Source organism: Mesonia hippocampi (assembly GCF_014197445.1).
GTDB lineage: Bacteria > Bacteroidota > Bacteroidia > Flavobacteriales > Flavobacteriaceae > Mesonia > Mesonia hippocampi.
This window is the reverse complement of the sequence record NZ_JACIFO010000002.1, coordinates 332,492-347,782: the sequence shown is the minus strand read 5'-3', so window position 1 is coordinate 347,782 and position 15,291 is coordinate 332,492. Positions and strand designations below refer to the sequence as shown.

Genomic DNA, 15,291 nt, shown 5'->3' with positions numbered 1-15,291 from the left:
ATAAACCAGGACGGTATAAAACACCGCCCTGGCATATATGAAAATAGCTTTATTTTAAAAAATTAATTGTTATCTGGAGAATCGTATTTATGAACATACAATTGGTTTTCTACCTTATAACTAGCGTAACCTACTCCATTAGGAGCTACTGTTATTTGCAAATCGTCTGCCTCTAGGTTAGAAAGTACTGTTGTTTCTCCCCAGTTGTATGTTTTATTATCAAAACTAACCACTACAGGATTTTCTGTATCATTCTTATATAATACCATTGGGTTAGCATAAGCATCTACAGCAATATCAAACGATCTAAGTGAAGTAGTAACGATGTTACTTCCTAAGGTTGACCATGACTGTGTTTCTGCAGTGTATTTTTTAACTTTTAATTGAGCTTCTGTACCTTCTCCATTATTTTCGGCATAAGCCACATATACATTTCCTTGTGCATCTATTGCAAACGAAGCTTCACGGTATGAGATAGTGTTTTCTGGAGAGTCTTTCATTTGGTCTGCTAATGTTGTCCAATTGTTTCCGTCATATTTATAAACAGAAATTGATTGTAAGTCACCAAAATTTAACGCTAAAAGATAAATATTACCGTTTGCTTCTTTTGTTTTTATAACTATAGCCGCTCCTGTACGCCCTGTAATAGGTAATTCTGCCCATGCTGCTCCTTTGTAAGTTTTAGCAAAAATGCTTCTTTTATTAGCTGGGTCGCTATTATCATCATGAATATAAAAATCGTAGATGTTCCCTTCTGTATCTGTGCTTATTACTCCATGACTAGCTTTCACTCCAGAGATACCTGGTGTTCCTACATAATCCCAAGTGTTAGACTGGTATCCCATCACAGAGATTTGGCTAGGGTCTAGGTTATCGTCACGAAAGCTAACTAATGGCGTCCCGTCTTTTTTATACGCTAAATTTACATTTCTAGCTCTTGCTGGAGTAAAGTTTTCTGCTCCGATATGTCCCCACTGATTTCCGTCGAAAGAAATTAAATTTAATTTTCTATCTGAAGAACTTTCTGGGTTTGAAACATAAGCAATAGCTGGATTTGAGTTTGTTGGGTTAACACTCATTGAAATATCTGTTACTTCCATATCAAAAGCAGGTAATATGCTCCAAACTGCATAGGCTTTATCGGTAACCTTTATTGTATAGATCACATTTTTATTTCCTTCATTTAAAATGTATTCTAAAGGTGCCGAAAAGTTGTTAGCTGTTACACCACTTACTTGTTCTACGCCTCCAACGGTTACTTTATCGTTAGCACTAGTAGTAAATCTTGCTATTAAAGAAGTTTTATCTACTTCGGCTGGCAAAGCGATTTTAACTTCGTCTCCTTCTATGTTCTCTACAACATAATCTTCTAGTAATTGCGTGTTATCTTCTTTATAAAAACCGAAACTTTCTAAAGCAACTTCAGCTGGTTTTTCTGGTTCTGTTGTAGTGTCATCGTCGCTTGAGCAAGCAAAAAATAGGCTTGTTAAAGCTACAAGCAAAAAAATAAATTTAGGTTGTTTTTTCATTGTTCTAAAATTTAAGTTATAATTATTATCTATTTAAAGGTTTGTTTTTTCTGGGTACAATACAGCTTTTACCCTTGGAGCATCTATAAAAGAAGCCTTAATCCTGTTTATTATTGTTGTCTCGTCTAAAGCTTTTACTTTATCTTGGTAGTTTTTTACAGCACTCCAATCTTTATAGTTGTTGAAATAATGCTCTCTAATCACTTTTGTCCAATACGTATTTTTTTGACGTAAGAGGTTATCCATTTTTAACAAGTTTGTTTTTACCTTGCTTAAATCTTCCTGAATAGAAATTTCTTTATTTACAATCTGTTGAATAAGCTCATCGGTAGTTTTTATAAGCTCTTCTGCTCTTTGTGGTTCGCATAAAAAGCTAATGCTTTGTCGGCTTAATACCGAAGGTTGTGTTGCACTGCTTGCACTTACGCTTACGCTGTACACCGCTCCCATGTCTTCGCGTAGTTTTTTTAGTAAAAGTGACCGCAAAATATCTTTTACTACCACATCTTCTAAATCTCTATTGGAAAGAGAATTTATTTTTTCTGATTGTTGATATACCAAAGAAACACTTGCTTTAGGAGAGTTTCCTGTATTTTTTATTACTGTTTGGTCTTTTTTAAGCTTATTTTTAAATGTATAACGATAATCTACCTTTGTTTTGCCTGAAGGTAAGGCTGCAATATATTCTTCGATTTCATTCTTAAAATAATTAAACGGTTTATCGCTAATTAAAACTATTGTGTACCCATTAGCATTCCCAAAAAAATGATTGTATGCGGTTATAACCTCATCTACCTGTAATTTTTTAGCAATTGCTTTTGCCGACAATGGTTTGGTTACATAATCTTCTTTTCTAAGGTGTTTTTTAATTTCTTTACTAAAAAGTTGACTTGGGCTTAGTTTTTCATTCTTTTTACTTTCAATGGTACGGTTTTTTACTTGAGAAAATAAGGCAGAATCTACTTTTGGGGAAGTCCATTTTAGGTAAAGCAGTTCAAACAATGTTTGTTTATCATTTAAGTTACTGCTTGCATAGAAGCCTGTTCTGGTTTTATCTGCCAGCATTGTTGCTTTTGCACTATTCCCTGCCAAGTATTGGCTTAACGCTTCACGGGTAAACGCCCCGTATCCGCTTAACGAAATTATTGGTGTACTATAAATCCCGTTGATATAATCTTTCTTTTTTAACGAGTAATAACCTCCTTTTCTAAACCCGCTTAAAATAATTTTATCTTTATCTAAATCGGTTTGTTTATACACTAATCGCACCCCGTTAGATAGCATATACTCGGTTGCATCAATCTCAGCAAGCGGTTTTTCTGAAACTATATATCCTGCTTTGGGTTGTGTTGTTAATAAGGTTTCTGGCACATATAAATCTCTAAAAAATGGCTTTACTTCTTCTAGGTTTATCTTTCTAAGGTTTTCTAAAGTTGTTGCCGTTGGTAGTTTATCACGCAAAGAGTTGTTTGCTGTTAAAAGGTAATGGGCTGTTTTGGGTTTATAAATGTTAGCAAGCTCATTTTTTAATGTTAAAGAATCTATTTGTTGTAAATATTTTTTTGTTAGTCTAAATTCTTCTTCTTTTGTAATTATGGCATTTCCGTAAAAGAAATTTTGGTACATTTCTTTTATCATAACTCCTGGAGAGGTCTCCTTTGTTTTTTGGCTTGTTACCTCTAACTGTTTAAGAAGTTGTTTTTTTACTTTTTCGATTTCTAATTGGGTAAACCCATAATTAAAAATTTGCTCTACATGATAAAAATACGCTTGAATTCCTTCTTCAATAGCTGATTCTTTAAGTTCTACCGAGGTCATTAAAGCTCCTTTTACCGGGAAATAATTACCAATACTTATGCTTGCATCTGTATAACTAGGATTACTAAAAGATAAATTTGCAAAACGCTCTTTAAATAAATCGTTTAATACATTTTTGTTTAAGTATTTATAAAAGTCGTTTTCTGTCTGGATATCTCGGTAAGGTTCTATTAGCTGTACTCCTATAAGTTCAGTATTTTTTGTGCCCTTATCTGTAACCACTTCAAAATTTGCATTCTCAAAACTATCAATAGAATAAGTTTGTGGTTTTGTATGGTTTGTTGGGATTTTAGCAAATTTATCTTCAATAAGTGTTTTAACATCATCTATTTCAATATCTCCTGCAATGGCAATTCCCATTATATTTGGGTCGTACCATTTTTCATAAAAATCAAGGATGTCTTTTCTTTTAAAATTACGCAATGTTGCAGTATCGCCAATTACTTTACGTGCTGTATACCTAGAGTTATTTAGTAATAAGTTTAAAAAAGCATTTTGAGTTTTTTGTGTTGCATTTTGTTTAGAAAGCCATTCTGATAATACCACACCTCTTTCTTTCTCGATTTCGACCGAATCTAAAACAATACCATTGCTCCAATCTGCCAAAATAGTAAGTGTTGAGTCTACTAAACTTCTATTATCAGACGGTAATTGAAGTTTATAAACGGTTTCTGCATAACTGGTGTGTGCATTTAAATCGTGCCCAAACTTTGCTCCTTTTCTTTCTAAAAAATCAACAATGCTATTTCCTGGGAAATTTGTTGTTCCGTTAAAAGCCATATGCTCCATAAAATGGGCAAGCCCGCGTTGGCGATCGTTTTCTTGCAGGGAACCTACTTTTATAAACAGCCTAAATATTGCTTTGTTTTTAACTTGATCTGTTTTATACAAATAATAGGTTAACCCATTAGCTAAGGTATCTACCAGCAAATCTGGGTTTTGCTTTAGTTGTTGTGCTTTTCCCGTTAGAAAAAAACAAATAAGAATAGGTAATAGCAGCTTCTTCAACATGTTTTTTTAGTTCTTTTTCTCTATTATAAATTCCGATTGATAATGATTCGGACCTGGTAAACCTATGTTTACTTCCTTTAAATTGGTTTGCTCTATGGTAATGGTCAATGTATTATCTTCATCGTCTTCTACCGTTCTATTAAGCCATTGTATTTGTATGGGTCTTTTGTAAATTCCGCTAGGAAACAACAAAGGGTTTTCGGTTGTTAAAAGGTCAAAGTCACGCCCTTGTTGCAAGCCGTTTCCTGTTTTTACAGAATACGTAACCTCCAAATCTTTATTGTTGTTTTTTGTGCTATAATAGAAGTAATAAGAAACCACATCTCTTCGTTGTGTGTTTACTTCTATACGGCTTTGGTTACCTTTCATAATATGTACAAAAGGGTCGTCAAATTTTTCTATTTGCTCTTTACTACAAGAAAACAGCATAAAGAACATGGTAAATAGGGCCACGCCCTGAATATGCTTTTGAGATAGTTTAATAGCCTTCATTCTGAATCATATTATGGTTTGTATTCATTTCTTTTAAAGGGATAGGCAACACAAATAAATTACTTGGGTATGCTATATGTTCTACATTAGACGTTGTTTGCGGAGAGCGTTCTAGGTCTTTATGTCTTCTTGTAATATCAAAAAAGCGTTGCCCTTCAAAACAAAGTTCTTTCGCTCTTTCTATGCTAATTACCTCAAGCACTTCTTGCTGCGTAACAGCATTAATTACAATAGAAGTTTCAGGCACGCCTAATGCTCTGGCTTGTATTGTTTTTACATTATTTTTTGCTTCTTCCAGCAAACCTAAATTAGCATTGGCTTCGGCTAGGTTAAGTACCATTTCAGAAGCTCTCAGAACAGGTAAATCGCTCCCGTTTAACTGAGCTTCTTCTGGTCTAAAATATTTTAGTGTTATTAGGTTTTCGCTTCCTTCAACATTTTGTAAGAGCTCTAAACGAACGTCTGAAGGTTCTGTAAACATTGCCTGCAGTTTTTTAGAAGCAAAAGCAGAAGGCTCTTGTGTAGAATAAAAACGCTTGATAAAAGAATTCTTCTTTATTCCGCTTAAGGTAAAAATAGCTTCTTGTGAAGGCCCTGAGGTCTTAAACATATCTACATAAGCATCGTGCGAAGTTAAATCTACTTCCAATAATACTTGTTGTGCGTATGTTTTAGATTTTTCCCAATCTTCCATATAAAGGTAAACTCTAGACAATAGTGCTTTTGCAGCAATGTCTGAACCAAAATAAGGCTGAGTTTGATTAGTGTCTGTCCCTTCATTTTCAAAAATGTCATTTGCTTCGTGTAAATCGGACAATATTTGGTCGTAAACTTTTTTCACACTACTTCTCCCTATGTTATCTTCTGCCCCTGGTGAGCTTAGTAAAACAGGAACTCCTAGATGTGATGCATCTGGGGTATAGGTGTAGTTTTGTGCATAGGTTCTTACCAAATCAAAATGTACCAAAGCTCTTAAAAACAACGCCTGCGCTTTTATTTGTTCTAGCTCTTTGTGGTTTTTAGGATACTTATTAAGTAGTTCTGGTTGGTACTTTAGGATATTATTAATATTGGCCAAAGCATGAAAGGCATTTGTCCAGATGTGTCCTACAGTAGAAGCTTCCTGACTTGCGTCTGAAATATAATTATACTGGTCTAATACTTTAACCCCCTCGTTGGTTGGTACAAGGTCTAAAAGGTCTCCTGCTACTTGAGGATAAATATAGAATTCTGAATTGTAATATTTATATACACTACTATAAGCTCCTGGTATTGCAGATTTTATTCCGTCTAAATCTGAGAAATAAACAGGAGTTGACACTTTACCTACTTCTTCAACTTCCAAAAAATCACTGCAAGAAAAACAGCTTAGCAAAGAAATGAATACTAAAAATTTATTGAATTTTTTCATAATTATTTTTTTAAAAGCTTGCGTTTAACCCAAATGAAATTGACGTTTCCATAGGAAATCCACTGATGTTATTTTTGTAAGAGTTTCTATTTTTCTTATCGTAAGGCGTCCATATCCCTAAATTATCTCCTATTAGGGTTAAGGTTAGGTTTTGTAAACCTAATTTTTCGGTTATTTCTCTTTTCATGGTGTACCCAAGAGACACGTTTTGTAATCGTATATGTGTTTTGTTATATAGAAAGCGAGTTGAGTTCATTACCGATTTTGTGCTTACTCCCCATAAAGGAACTGGTGAGAGTGCTAAATCTCCTGGTTCTCCCCAATGGTCTAATTGATTTACAGATTGATTTTGATGTTCTATATTAAGCCCATCGGAGCTTACGCCTCTACCAAAACTACTAAAGCCATATCCGCCTAGCATATAAGATGCCTGTACCCTTAGGTTAAAGTTTTTATACGAAAAATTGTTGGTAATACTACCAAACAAATCTGGGGTAGATGTTTTGTAAACCACCCTGTTATCTACACTATATTCTCTGGTAATGTTTCCATTTTTATCATACCACAAAGGATAGCCGTCTCTTGGGTCTACTCCTGCCCAACGGATTAAATAGTATGCATTACTATCTTCTCCTACTTCCCATCTTTTATTTCCATTATTTTTAGGAATATCATTAAATAAGCTTAAGAGTTTATTTCTGTTATGGGAAGCCATAATTGTAGTTGACCAAATGAAGTCCTCGTTTCTCCAGTTAATGGTATTTAAGGTAACTTCGATTCCTTTATTTTCGATAGCTCCTATATTTCTATATACACGAACATCTCCTGTGGTTCTCGATACATCTAAATCGCTAATTAAACGATCTGTTTTATTTCTATAAGCTTCTACAATAAGGTTTACTCGTTTATCGAAAGCTTTTAACTCTACACCAAGGTTAGTCATATAAGTAGTTTCCCAACTAAGGCTTGGGTTTGGACTACTCTCCATTCCTGCTCCTGGTAAGCCTGCATAATTATGAGCATCACCATAGCCATAAACTCCCATAGATTCCACACTGCCAATACGAGAGTTCCCGTTACTTCCATAACTAGCTTTTAATTTTAGTGCATTAATATAATCGCTAGAGAAAAAATTCTCGTTATGAATATTCCATGCGGCACCCAAAGAGGCAAAATTACCCCAACGGACATCTTCTCCAAAACCCGAATTCCCATCGCGCCTTACCACCAAGGTAGCATTATAACGCCCATCGTAAGAGTAGGTTAAATTTCCAAAATAAGACATTCTTGCTTTCTCTCGAAAATTACTTCCTCCATCTTGTTCTGCTGCATAGCCTACACTTCTTACATGGTCGTTCACAAAGCCCGAGCCATTAGCACTTACAAGTCGTGTATTATCTTTCATTAACTCATAGCCTAATAAACCATTAATGCTATGCTCATTAATGGTTTTATTTACGGTTAATAAATGTGTGGTAAGCCACTTTAGGTAATCCTGATTTATTAATGAAGCGTAGCCTACTCTATTACCATCTTGGTCTTTCCCAGACCAGTTTTTCATAGAGTGATACCTGTTTTCATTACTGCTTAAATAATCTACACCTAATTGTAAGCGATATGAAATTCCTTCTAAAAACTCATAATTGTATTTTAGGTTTCCTTGAAACGCAAAACCTCGCTGCCTATCGTCATTTTGCTCTCTTCTTGCTAATGAGTTAAAAAAGCGTCTGTCTTCCCATTTTGGTGTTCCGTCTGGGTTGTAACCATTTATTACTCGATAATACTGTCTAAAAGAACCATCTTCATTATATGGAGAGATAATAGGTAGGTTCTCATAATAATCGTTCCCTGGGGTAAAAAGCTCATTAACATTGTATGATGCGCCCAAAGATAAATCTATATTCATTTTATCTGTGAAGTCTATATTATTGTTAGCCCTAATAGAAAAACGCTGTTGTTTATTTCCTATAAGTGTACTTTTTTCTTCATAATAACCTCCAGAAATGTAATAGCTGTTTCTTTCTGAACCTCCGCTAGCCGATATACCTATTTGCGATGTTTCTCCTTGGTCATAAAAAACATCATACCAATCTACATTGGTATTGCTATAAGTATTTAATGCATTATCTGTAAACGGAAAATAGTTTATATCTCTATTTGTATTGGTATACGCTTCTTGAGCTAGCCCCATATACTGTTGCCCGTTTAACACTTTAAAGCGAGTGTTTTCTGCAATAAAGCTAAGTCCTTTTCTTGCAGAAACATTAAACCTTGTTTCTCCCTTTTCTCCTTTTTTTGTAGTGATTAAAATCACACCATTAGCTCCATCGGCTCCATAAAGCGTTGTTGCAGCAGCATCTTTTAACACGGTTATAGACTCGATATCTTCTGGGTTTATGTATGATAAAGGACTTACACTTGTACTCATTCCCGTCATATTGGTTTTACCTCCGGTATATAAAGGTGTACCGTCTAATATCCATAATGGTTCATTTGATGCTGACAAAGAGGCATCTCCTCGAATAGATACCGAATATCGGCTTCTTGCACTACTTGTATTATCGCTTTGTGGTGAATATTGTAACCCAGGAACAATACCATCTAATAGTTTATCTATTCGTTCTAATGGTAAGTTTTTTATTTCATCTTTTCCTACGGTATAAGTACTGCTTACCAAATGTTCTTTACGTTGTTTTGTCCCGTAACTGCTGGTTATTACAACCTCTGAAAGTTGCCCATCCATTACTAAAGTAACCTCCATGTGTTGCTTACTGCCAACGGGTATTTCTTGTTTTGCAAAACCTACAAAACTAAATACCAATGTATCGTTAGGAGTTGCTTTTATTCTAAACTGCCCATCTAAATCTGTTGTTGTGCCTCTTCGAGCATTTTTTATGATAACATTTACCCCAGGAAGCGGCATCGCTTCCTGATCTAACACCAAGCCTTCTATTATTTGTTGTTGGAAAGCACTACTGTTAACATTATTTTGACTAGAAGTTGTTTTTTTTGTGCTCTTTTTGGTTTTGCTTTTTATAATAACCTGATTGCCCCGAACATCAAAAGTTAAGTGTTTACTAGGTAATAGTGATGTTAAAAAAGATTCGATATCTACATTGGTTACCTTTATAGAAACTTTTTTATTAACATCTACATCGTTAACGCTATAAACAAACCTGTAATTTGCTTCTTTTTCTATAATTGAAAAAACTTCAAATATTGTTGTATCTGAAACGTCTAAGCTAATTTTACTTTGTTGAAAATTACCGTTTGCAGCATTAAGTGTACTTATAAAAGTTAGCAATATAAAAAAAGCTACTTTCTTAAATACAGCTAACATAGCTACTCGACTAAGTAGGGTTTTCTTCATTTTTATAATAGTTAAATGGAAATAATATTAGATTTAAACAAACGTGTTATTCTTTTATAATTAAGAGGTTATCTTTAAATGTGTACTCAAAATCATAAATTTCATGCAGGTACTCCATAATGTTTTCGATAGACTCTGAACCAAAGTTTGCATTGATAACTTCTTGTGCTAGCTTGGCATTTTTATTTTTAATTTCGATGTTAAAGTTTCGCTCTAACGAAATAAAAATTTGCGCTAAAGTCTTGTTGCGATATATCAAATGCCCATACCTCCAAGAAGTGTAGGTATCTGTGTCTACTGCTACTTTAGTGATTTCTTTACCTTCGGTATAACTTCCTTTAAAACCTGGTCTTAATAGCTGAGTCTCATCTGCTTTAAAAGCATCGGTTGTTTTATACATTGCTACTAATCCTTCAACCAATACTACTTCGGTTGCTGGGTTTTCTTGATATGCATTGAAGTTAAAAGAAGTTCCTAATACTTGAACATTTACCCCAGAAGCACTTACGATAAAAGGTTTAAGGCTATCTTTTGCAACTTCAAAATAAGCTTCTCCTTTAAGCGTTACAACACGTTTATCTGCCGATTTAAAGTTTAGTGGGTAACGAATAGAAGATCCTGAGTTTAGATGAATATGTGAGCCATCGGCCAAACTTAATTCCATCTTTTTCCCTTTAGGAACATATAACGTGTTATAAGATAATGACTCTACCTCTTTGGTGTATTGTATTTTGCCTCCTTTTCTTATCCCTATGGTGTCGCCTTGTTCAGATAGGATAGGCATTTCTGTATTGTCTAAAATTATATCTTTTAGCCCTTCGCGCTTTATAACAGCAAAACCACCATTGCTATTGGTATTATTAAGACTTGTGGTTTGATTAAAAAACCAAATTAGCCCTGTTCCTATAATTAAACCTATAAAAACGGCTGCAATTTTTAATACGTTAAATTGTTTTCGAACTGGTTTCTTTTTTAGCGTAATGCGTTTAAAAACTTGTTCAGACTTGGCTACGGGAAACTCTGCCGAAGGTAATTTACTTGCTTCATTTTCTATAAAATCAGCTTCGAATAAAGATGTTCCTTCAAACTGTTTCCACAATTCAAAAAATTCTTCTATTTCTGCAGGACTGCAATTTCCTTTAAGGTATTTACTAAATAAGGTTTTAAAGCGAGTTTCGGCTTTCATAATAACGCATGGTGTCTATTTCTAATACAAACAATAACGCATTAAGGGTGACCTTTCTATTAAAAAAAACACAAAAAATAAAGCAACTTATTTATTTTCAATTGATTAAAAAACAAAAAAATAAGCTTAAATTTCTAGATCGCCATATTTAGAGAGGTATTCTCGGAGGTGTTTAAGAGCTGCTTTCATTTGGGTTTTAACCGTGTTTACCGAAACACCTAACTCATTAGCTATTTCCTCATAAGAGAGTCCTTGTTCTCGAGACATCAAAAAAACGGTTCGCCGTCCTTCAGAAAGGCTAGCTATTGCTTTATTTTTTACCGCTTCGTATTCATTTAAAAGAATATAATCTCCTGTAGATGTAACAACAGTATCTTTTGTGTAAAGCAATTGATTTCTAAAATCGATATCATAAGCTGCTTTATTCAGGATATTTAAGGCTAAGTTTTTAGCGATTGTATAAATATAAGATTTAAAATTAAGCGCTATGTCTAAGCTTTCTCTACCGTTCCATACTTTCAAAAATACTTCTTGTGTTATCTCCTCAGCAAAATCGGTCGATTTAACTAACTTTAAAGCAAAACCATAAATACCTCCGCTATACTTATCGTACAGTTTTCTAAAAGCTTTTTCGTTCCCCTCTTTTAGTCGGGAAACTAAGAGCCGATCGTCATTATATGAATATTTTGAAACCCCCATCTTAAAAATCGCTATTACACGTCAAGAAAACAAATGCGCTTTTAAAACAAACGCTCTAAAAGAAAAAATGCTTCCTAAAAGGTTTTAAACGACAACTATACGCAAATACTTTTTCTAAACACAAATTACATGCAATTTTTTTATTTGAAAAAAATCTTTAGCATATCATTAGATTAATTTTTTAGTTTGGTGGGTTTTATTGCTTTTATGAAAAGGTTTTTTTGCAAAGAATAAGTTTATACATCTAGCTTCACTTCTTTTACAAACTATTTTTGAGGATACTTTCACTTTGTTTCCAAAATTTCACACAAAATACTGGAATCACATTGGACCTATATTGGACTCAACTTGCACTTAACTAATATTTTACAAGGTTTTTTATGAGTGAATTTTATTAAATCTGACGGCAGTTTAGAGAGGTTTAAGATGCAGAACTGATTTTGTATAGACTAAATAGTTTTTAAAAAACAGAAAATCTTCTTGCCCCTTGATTAGCTGCAGGTATAAAAAAATCCCTTCAAAAAAATAATTTTCTGAAGGGATTTTAAAGTGGTCCCACATGGGCTCGAACCATGGACCCCTTGATTATGAGTCAAGTGCTCTAACCAGCTGAGCTATAGGACCAAAAAACATAAAGTTTTTACAGACCGCAAAATTATAAATAATATGCTTAGCATACAAATTTTTGTGTAAAAATTTTAAACATCTTGGCAAAGCTCTACCAATACCCCATTTGCCGATTTAGGGTGTAAAAAGGCAACCCATTTATTATCAGCTCCTTTTTTGGCTTTTTTGTTTATTAATTGAAATCCTTTTTCTTCCAATACCTTTATTTCTTTTTCGATATCGGCTACATTAAAAGCAATGTGATGAATGCCTTCGCCGCGTTTTTCTATAAATTTGGCAATAGGACTATCGGGGTTAGTTGCCGCTAACAGCTCTATTTTACTTTCTCCTGCCTTAAAAAATGAGGTTATTACCCCTTCACTTGTTACGGTTTCGTCTTTATAAGGTTTCTCATCCAACAATAATTCGTATGTTGCTTTGGCTTCTTCTAAATTTTTTACGGCAATGCCAATATGTTCTATCTTTTTCACGTTCTTAAGTTTTAAAAACAAATTTATATTTTTTAATTTAGAAAATCACCTTAAAATAGAAAAGCCTATTTTTGCACTATGGAAGAAACAAATAGACAAAAAAAGATAGGAAAAGTCTTGCAGCAAGAATTAGCCGGGGTTTTTCAGCAACGCTTAAAAGCAGCAGGTAGCCAAAATCTTATTATTTCGGTTTCGAAAGTTCGTGTAACTACCGATCTTTCTATTGCTAAAGCATACTTAAGCATTTTTCCTGCACAGCATGCAGAAACCCTTTTAGAAGAGCTTAACCAAATAAAAAATCAAATAAAACATCAGGTGGCTTTAAGCACTAAAAATCAGTTGCGTAAAATGCCCGATTTAAGTTTTTTTATAGATGATTCGTTAGAGTACATCGACCAAATTGAAAAAGCCGTAAAGGGAGATGAAAACCCTATAAAAAACCCTGAGCTATTACAAAAAAGAAAAAAGTCTTAAATTGAAGTTCGCTTTATATATCGCTAAACGCTACCTTTTTACCAAAAGTAAAAACAATGCCATTAACATTATCACTCGCATTGCAGGGATTGGTGTTTTTGCAGGAGCATTAGCTTTATTTATTGTACTTTCTGGATTTTCTGGTCTTAAAGAGTTTAGTTTATCTTTTTCTAATAGATACGACCCCGACTTAAGTATTACTCCCAAAACGGGGAAATGGTTTGTTGTAGATAGCCTTCAGTTAAAAAAAATAAATAGCCTAGAAGGCGTTAGCGTTAGCAGCCGTATAATTGAAGAACGTGTATTGCTAAGCTTTAAAAAAAAGCAAATGCTTGCCCATGTAAAAGGGATTGACGAGCATTTTTTACAAGTAAATCCTTTAGATAGTGCCATTATTAGAGGAACTTGGTTAACCCAAGGTTTTAACCAAGCGGTAATAGGCAACGATATTTCTAGACAGCTATCGCTAGGTGTTTTAGATTATAGTGCTTTGCTTAAAATACAAGTTCCTAAACCTGGTAAAGGGCAAATTACAGACCCTACAAAAGCATTTAATAGTACCTATACAACTGTAATAGGGGTTTATAACATTAGTGATGACCTTAATGGTAAATATGTTTTTACATCGTACAAACAAGCCAAAGAATTGCTCAACTACCCTAAAAACAGTACCAACAGTCTTGCTATTAAATTTAATACAACGGCAAATGAAGAGGATATAAAAAAACAACTGCTAGAAATTCTTGGCAATAATGTTATCATCCGTAATAAAATAGAGCAAAACAGCCAATTGTATAAAATGCTAAATACCGAAAATTTAGCCGTCTATTTTATTTTTACCATTGTACTTATTATTGCTTTATTTAATCTGGGAGGAGCTATTGTAATGGCCATTCTAGATAAGCAAAAAAACATTAAAACCCTATATTACTTAGGTACACAACGCCAAACCTTAAAAAATATTTTTTGGCTACAAGGCATTTTACTTACCTTTTTTGGCGGAATTTTTGGCTTAAGTGCAGGAATAATTATCGTATTGCTACAACAGCAATTTAGTATTGTAATGATAACACCTACAATGGCTTACCCTATCTCTCTTTTATGGGAAAACGTCTTGGTTGTATTTATAACCATTATGCTTTTAGGGGTTATAGCGTCATATATAGGGGCTACGCGTGTTTCTAAAGTTTTAGAACGCTAAGTGCTTATTATTTTGTAAAAATAAAATCTCCAAATTTTTCCTCTACTTCCTTAAAAGCTGCAAAAACATCTTTAGCATCATCGCTAGTAACCATTTTCATTCGGTGTTCTTTAAAATGAGGAATTCCTTTAAAATAATTGGTATAATGCCTTCTGGTTTCAAAAACACCTAAACGCTCTCCTTTCCAATCTATAGCCATTTCTAAATGCCTGCGAGCCGCATCTATACGCTCTCTCATGGTAGGAGAAGCTAAATGTTCTCCTGTTTTTATAAAGTGTTTCACTTCTCTAAAAAACCAAGGATAACCAATACTTGCTCTACCAATCATAGCCCCATCTAAGCCATATTTATCTCGCATCTCTACAGCGCGTTCTGGGGTATTTACATCGCCATTTCCGAAAACAGGAATATGCATACGCTGATTATTTTTTACCGCTGCTATAGGTGCCCAATTAGCATCACCTTTATACATTTGTACTCGAGTTCTGCCATGAATGGAGATTGCTTTACAGCCAACATCTTGTAAACGTTCTGCTACTTCAACAATTTTTATGCTATCGTTATCCCAACCTAAACGGGTTTTTACAGTTATGGGGAGGTTGGTGCGTTTTACCATCGCTTCGGTTAGGCTCACCATTTTATCTATATCTTTTAAAATTCCTGCTCCAGCTCCTTTGCAAACTACTTTTTTAACAGGACAACCAAAGTTAATATCGATAATATCTGGGTTCGATTTTTCTACAATCTCTACAGAAGCTAACATTGCCTCTAAATCGGCACCAAAAATCTGAATCCCAACAGGGCGTTCTTTTTCATATATATCAAGCTTCATGACGCTTTTTGCAGCATCTCGAATTAAACCCTCTGAGGAAATAAACTCGGTATAAACCACATCGGCACCTTGTTCTTTACACAAAGTTCGAAATGGTGGATCACTTACATCCTCCATGGGAGCTAACAGCAATGGAAAATTGCCTACATCTATATCACCTATTTTTGCCAA

11 protein-coding genes and 1 tRNA gene are annotated in these 15,291 nt (G+C 34.1%); 2 read left to right on the top strand and 10 right to left on the bottom strand.

The window, feature by feature from the left end; genetic code table 11:
* Window positions 1–62 precede the first annotated feature (62 nt).
* The 9 genes from GGR32_RS03765 to mce all read right to left on the bottom strand — a co-directional run bounded on the left by GGR32_RS03765 (window position 63) and on the right by mce (window position 12,613).
* The gene (locus GGR32_RS03765) at window positions 63–1,529 is read right to left on the bottom strand and encodes an NHL repeat-containing protein (RefSeq protein ID WP_183476610.1); all 1,467 of its coding nucleotides are present in this window, start codon (window positions 1,527–1,529) and stop codon (window positions 63–65) included.
* Between the two features lie 33 nt (window positions 1,530–1,562).
* A complete protein-coding gene (locus tag GGR32_RS03760) occupies window positions 1,563–4,358 on the bottom strand; it encodes a M16 family metallopeptidase (protein WP_183476608.1) in 2,796 nt (931 codons plus the stop codon).
* A 6-nt stretch (window positions 4,359–4,364) separates the two neighbouring features.
* Window positions 4,365–4,850, bottom strand: coding sequence for a hypothetical protein (locus GGR32_RS03755; RefSeq protein ID WP_246415164.1), 486 nt, complete (start codon window positions 4,848–4,850; stop codon window positions 4,365–4,367).
* Complete coding sequence (locus GGR32_RS03750; RefSeq protein WP_183476606.1) at window positions 4,837–6,261, bottom strand: RagB/SusD family nutrient uptake outer membrane protein; 1,425 nt, start codon at window positions 6,259–6,261, stop codon at window positions 4,837–4,839. The genes GGR32_RS03755 and GGR32_RS03750 overlap by 14 nt, the downstream gene beginning before the upstream one ends.
* Window positions 6,262–6,271: 10 nt before the next feature.
* Window positions 6,272–9,631 (bottom strand): SusC/RagA family TonB-linked outer membrane protein, encoded by a 3,360-nt coding sequence (locus tag GGR32_RS03745; RefSeq protein ID WP_183476604.1) that lies wholly within the window; start codon window positions 9,629–9,631, stop codon window positions 6,272–6,274.
* A gap of 46 nt (window positions 9,632–9,677) precedes the next feature.
* Window positions 9,678–10,817, bottom strand: coding sequence for a FecR family protein (locus tag GGR32_RS03740; protein WP_183476602.1), 1,140 nt, complete (start codon window positions 10,815–10,817; stop codon window positions 9,678–9,680).
* A gap of 126 nt (window positions 10,818–10,943) precedes the next feature.
* Window positions 10,944–11,516: an RNA polymerase sigma factor gene (locus tag GGR32_RS03735; protein WP_183476600.1), complete on the bottom strand. Its 573-nt coding sequence runs from the start codon at window positions 11,514–11,516 to the stop codon at window positions 10,944–10,946.
* A 550-nt stretch (window positions 11,517–12,066) separates the two neighbouring features.
* Window positions 12,067–12,140: transfer RNA gene (locus GGR32_RS03730), tRNA-Ile, on the bottom strand.
* A gap of 74 nt (window positions 12,141–12,214) precedes the next feature.
* Entirely contained in the window at window positions 12,215–12,613 is a 399-nt protein-coding gene (gene mce / locus GGR32_RS03725; protein WP_183476598.1) for a methylmalonyl-CoA epimerase, read from the bottom strand.
* A 78-nt stretch (window positions 12,614–12,691) separates the two neighbouring features.
* Between mce and rbfA the strand changes: the two genes are divergently transcribed.
* Window positions 12,692–13,087, top strand: coding sequence for a 30S ribosome-binding factor RbfA (rbfA, locus tag GGR32_RS03720; RefSeq protein ID WP_183476596.1), 396 nt, complete (start codon window positions 12,692–12,694; stop codon window positions 13,085–13,087).
* A gap of 1 nt (window position 13,088) precedes the next feature.
* The gene (locus tag GGR32_RS03715) at window positions 13,089–14,288 is read left to right on the top strand and encodes an ABC transporter permease (RefSeq protein WP_183476594.1); all 1,200 of its coding nucleotides are present in this window, start codon (window positions 13,089–13,091) and stop codon (window positions 14,286–14,288) included.
* A gap of 7 nt (window positions 14,289–14,295) precedes the next feature.
* Here GGR32_RS03715 and dusB read toward each other — a convergent pair whose 3' ends face one another.
* A complete protein-coding gene (dusB, locus tag GGR32_RS03710) occupies window positions 14,296–15,291 on the bottom strand; it encodes a tRNA dihydrouridine synthase DusB (RefSeq protein WP_183476592.1) in 996 nt (331 codons plus the stop codon).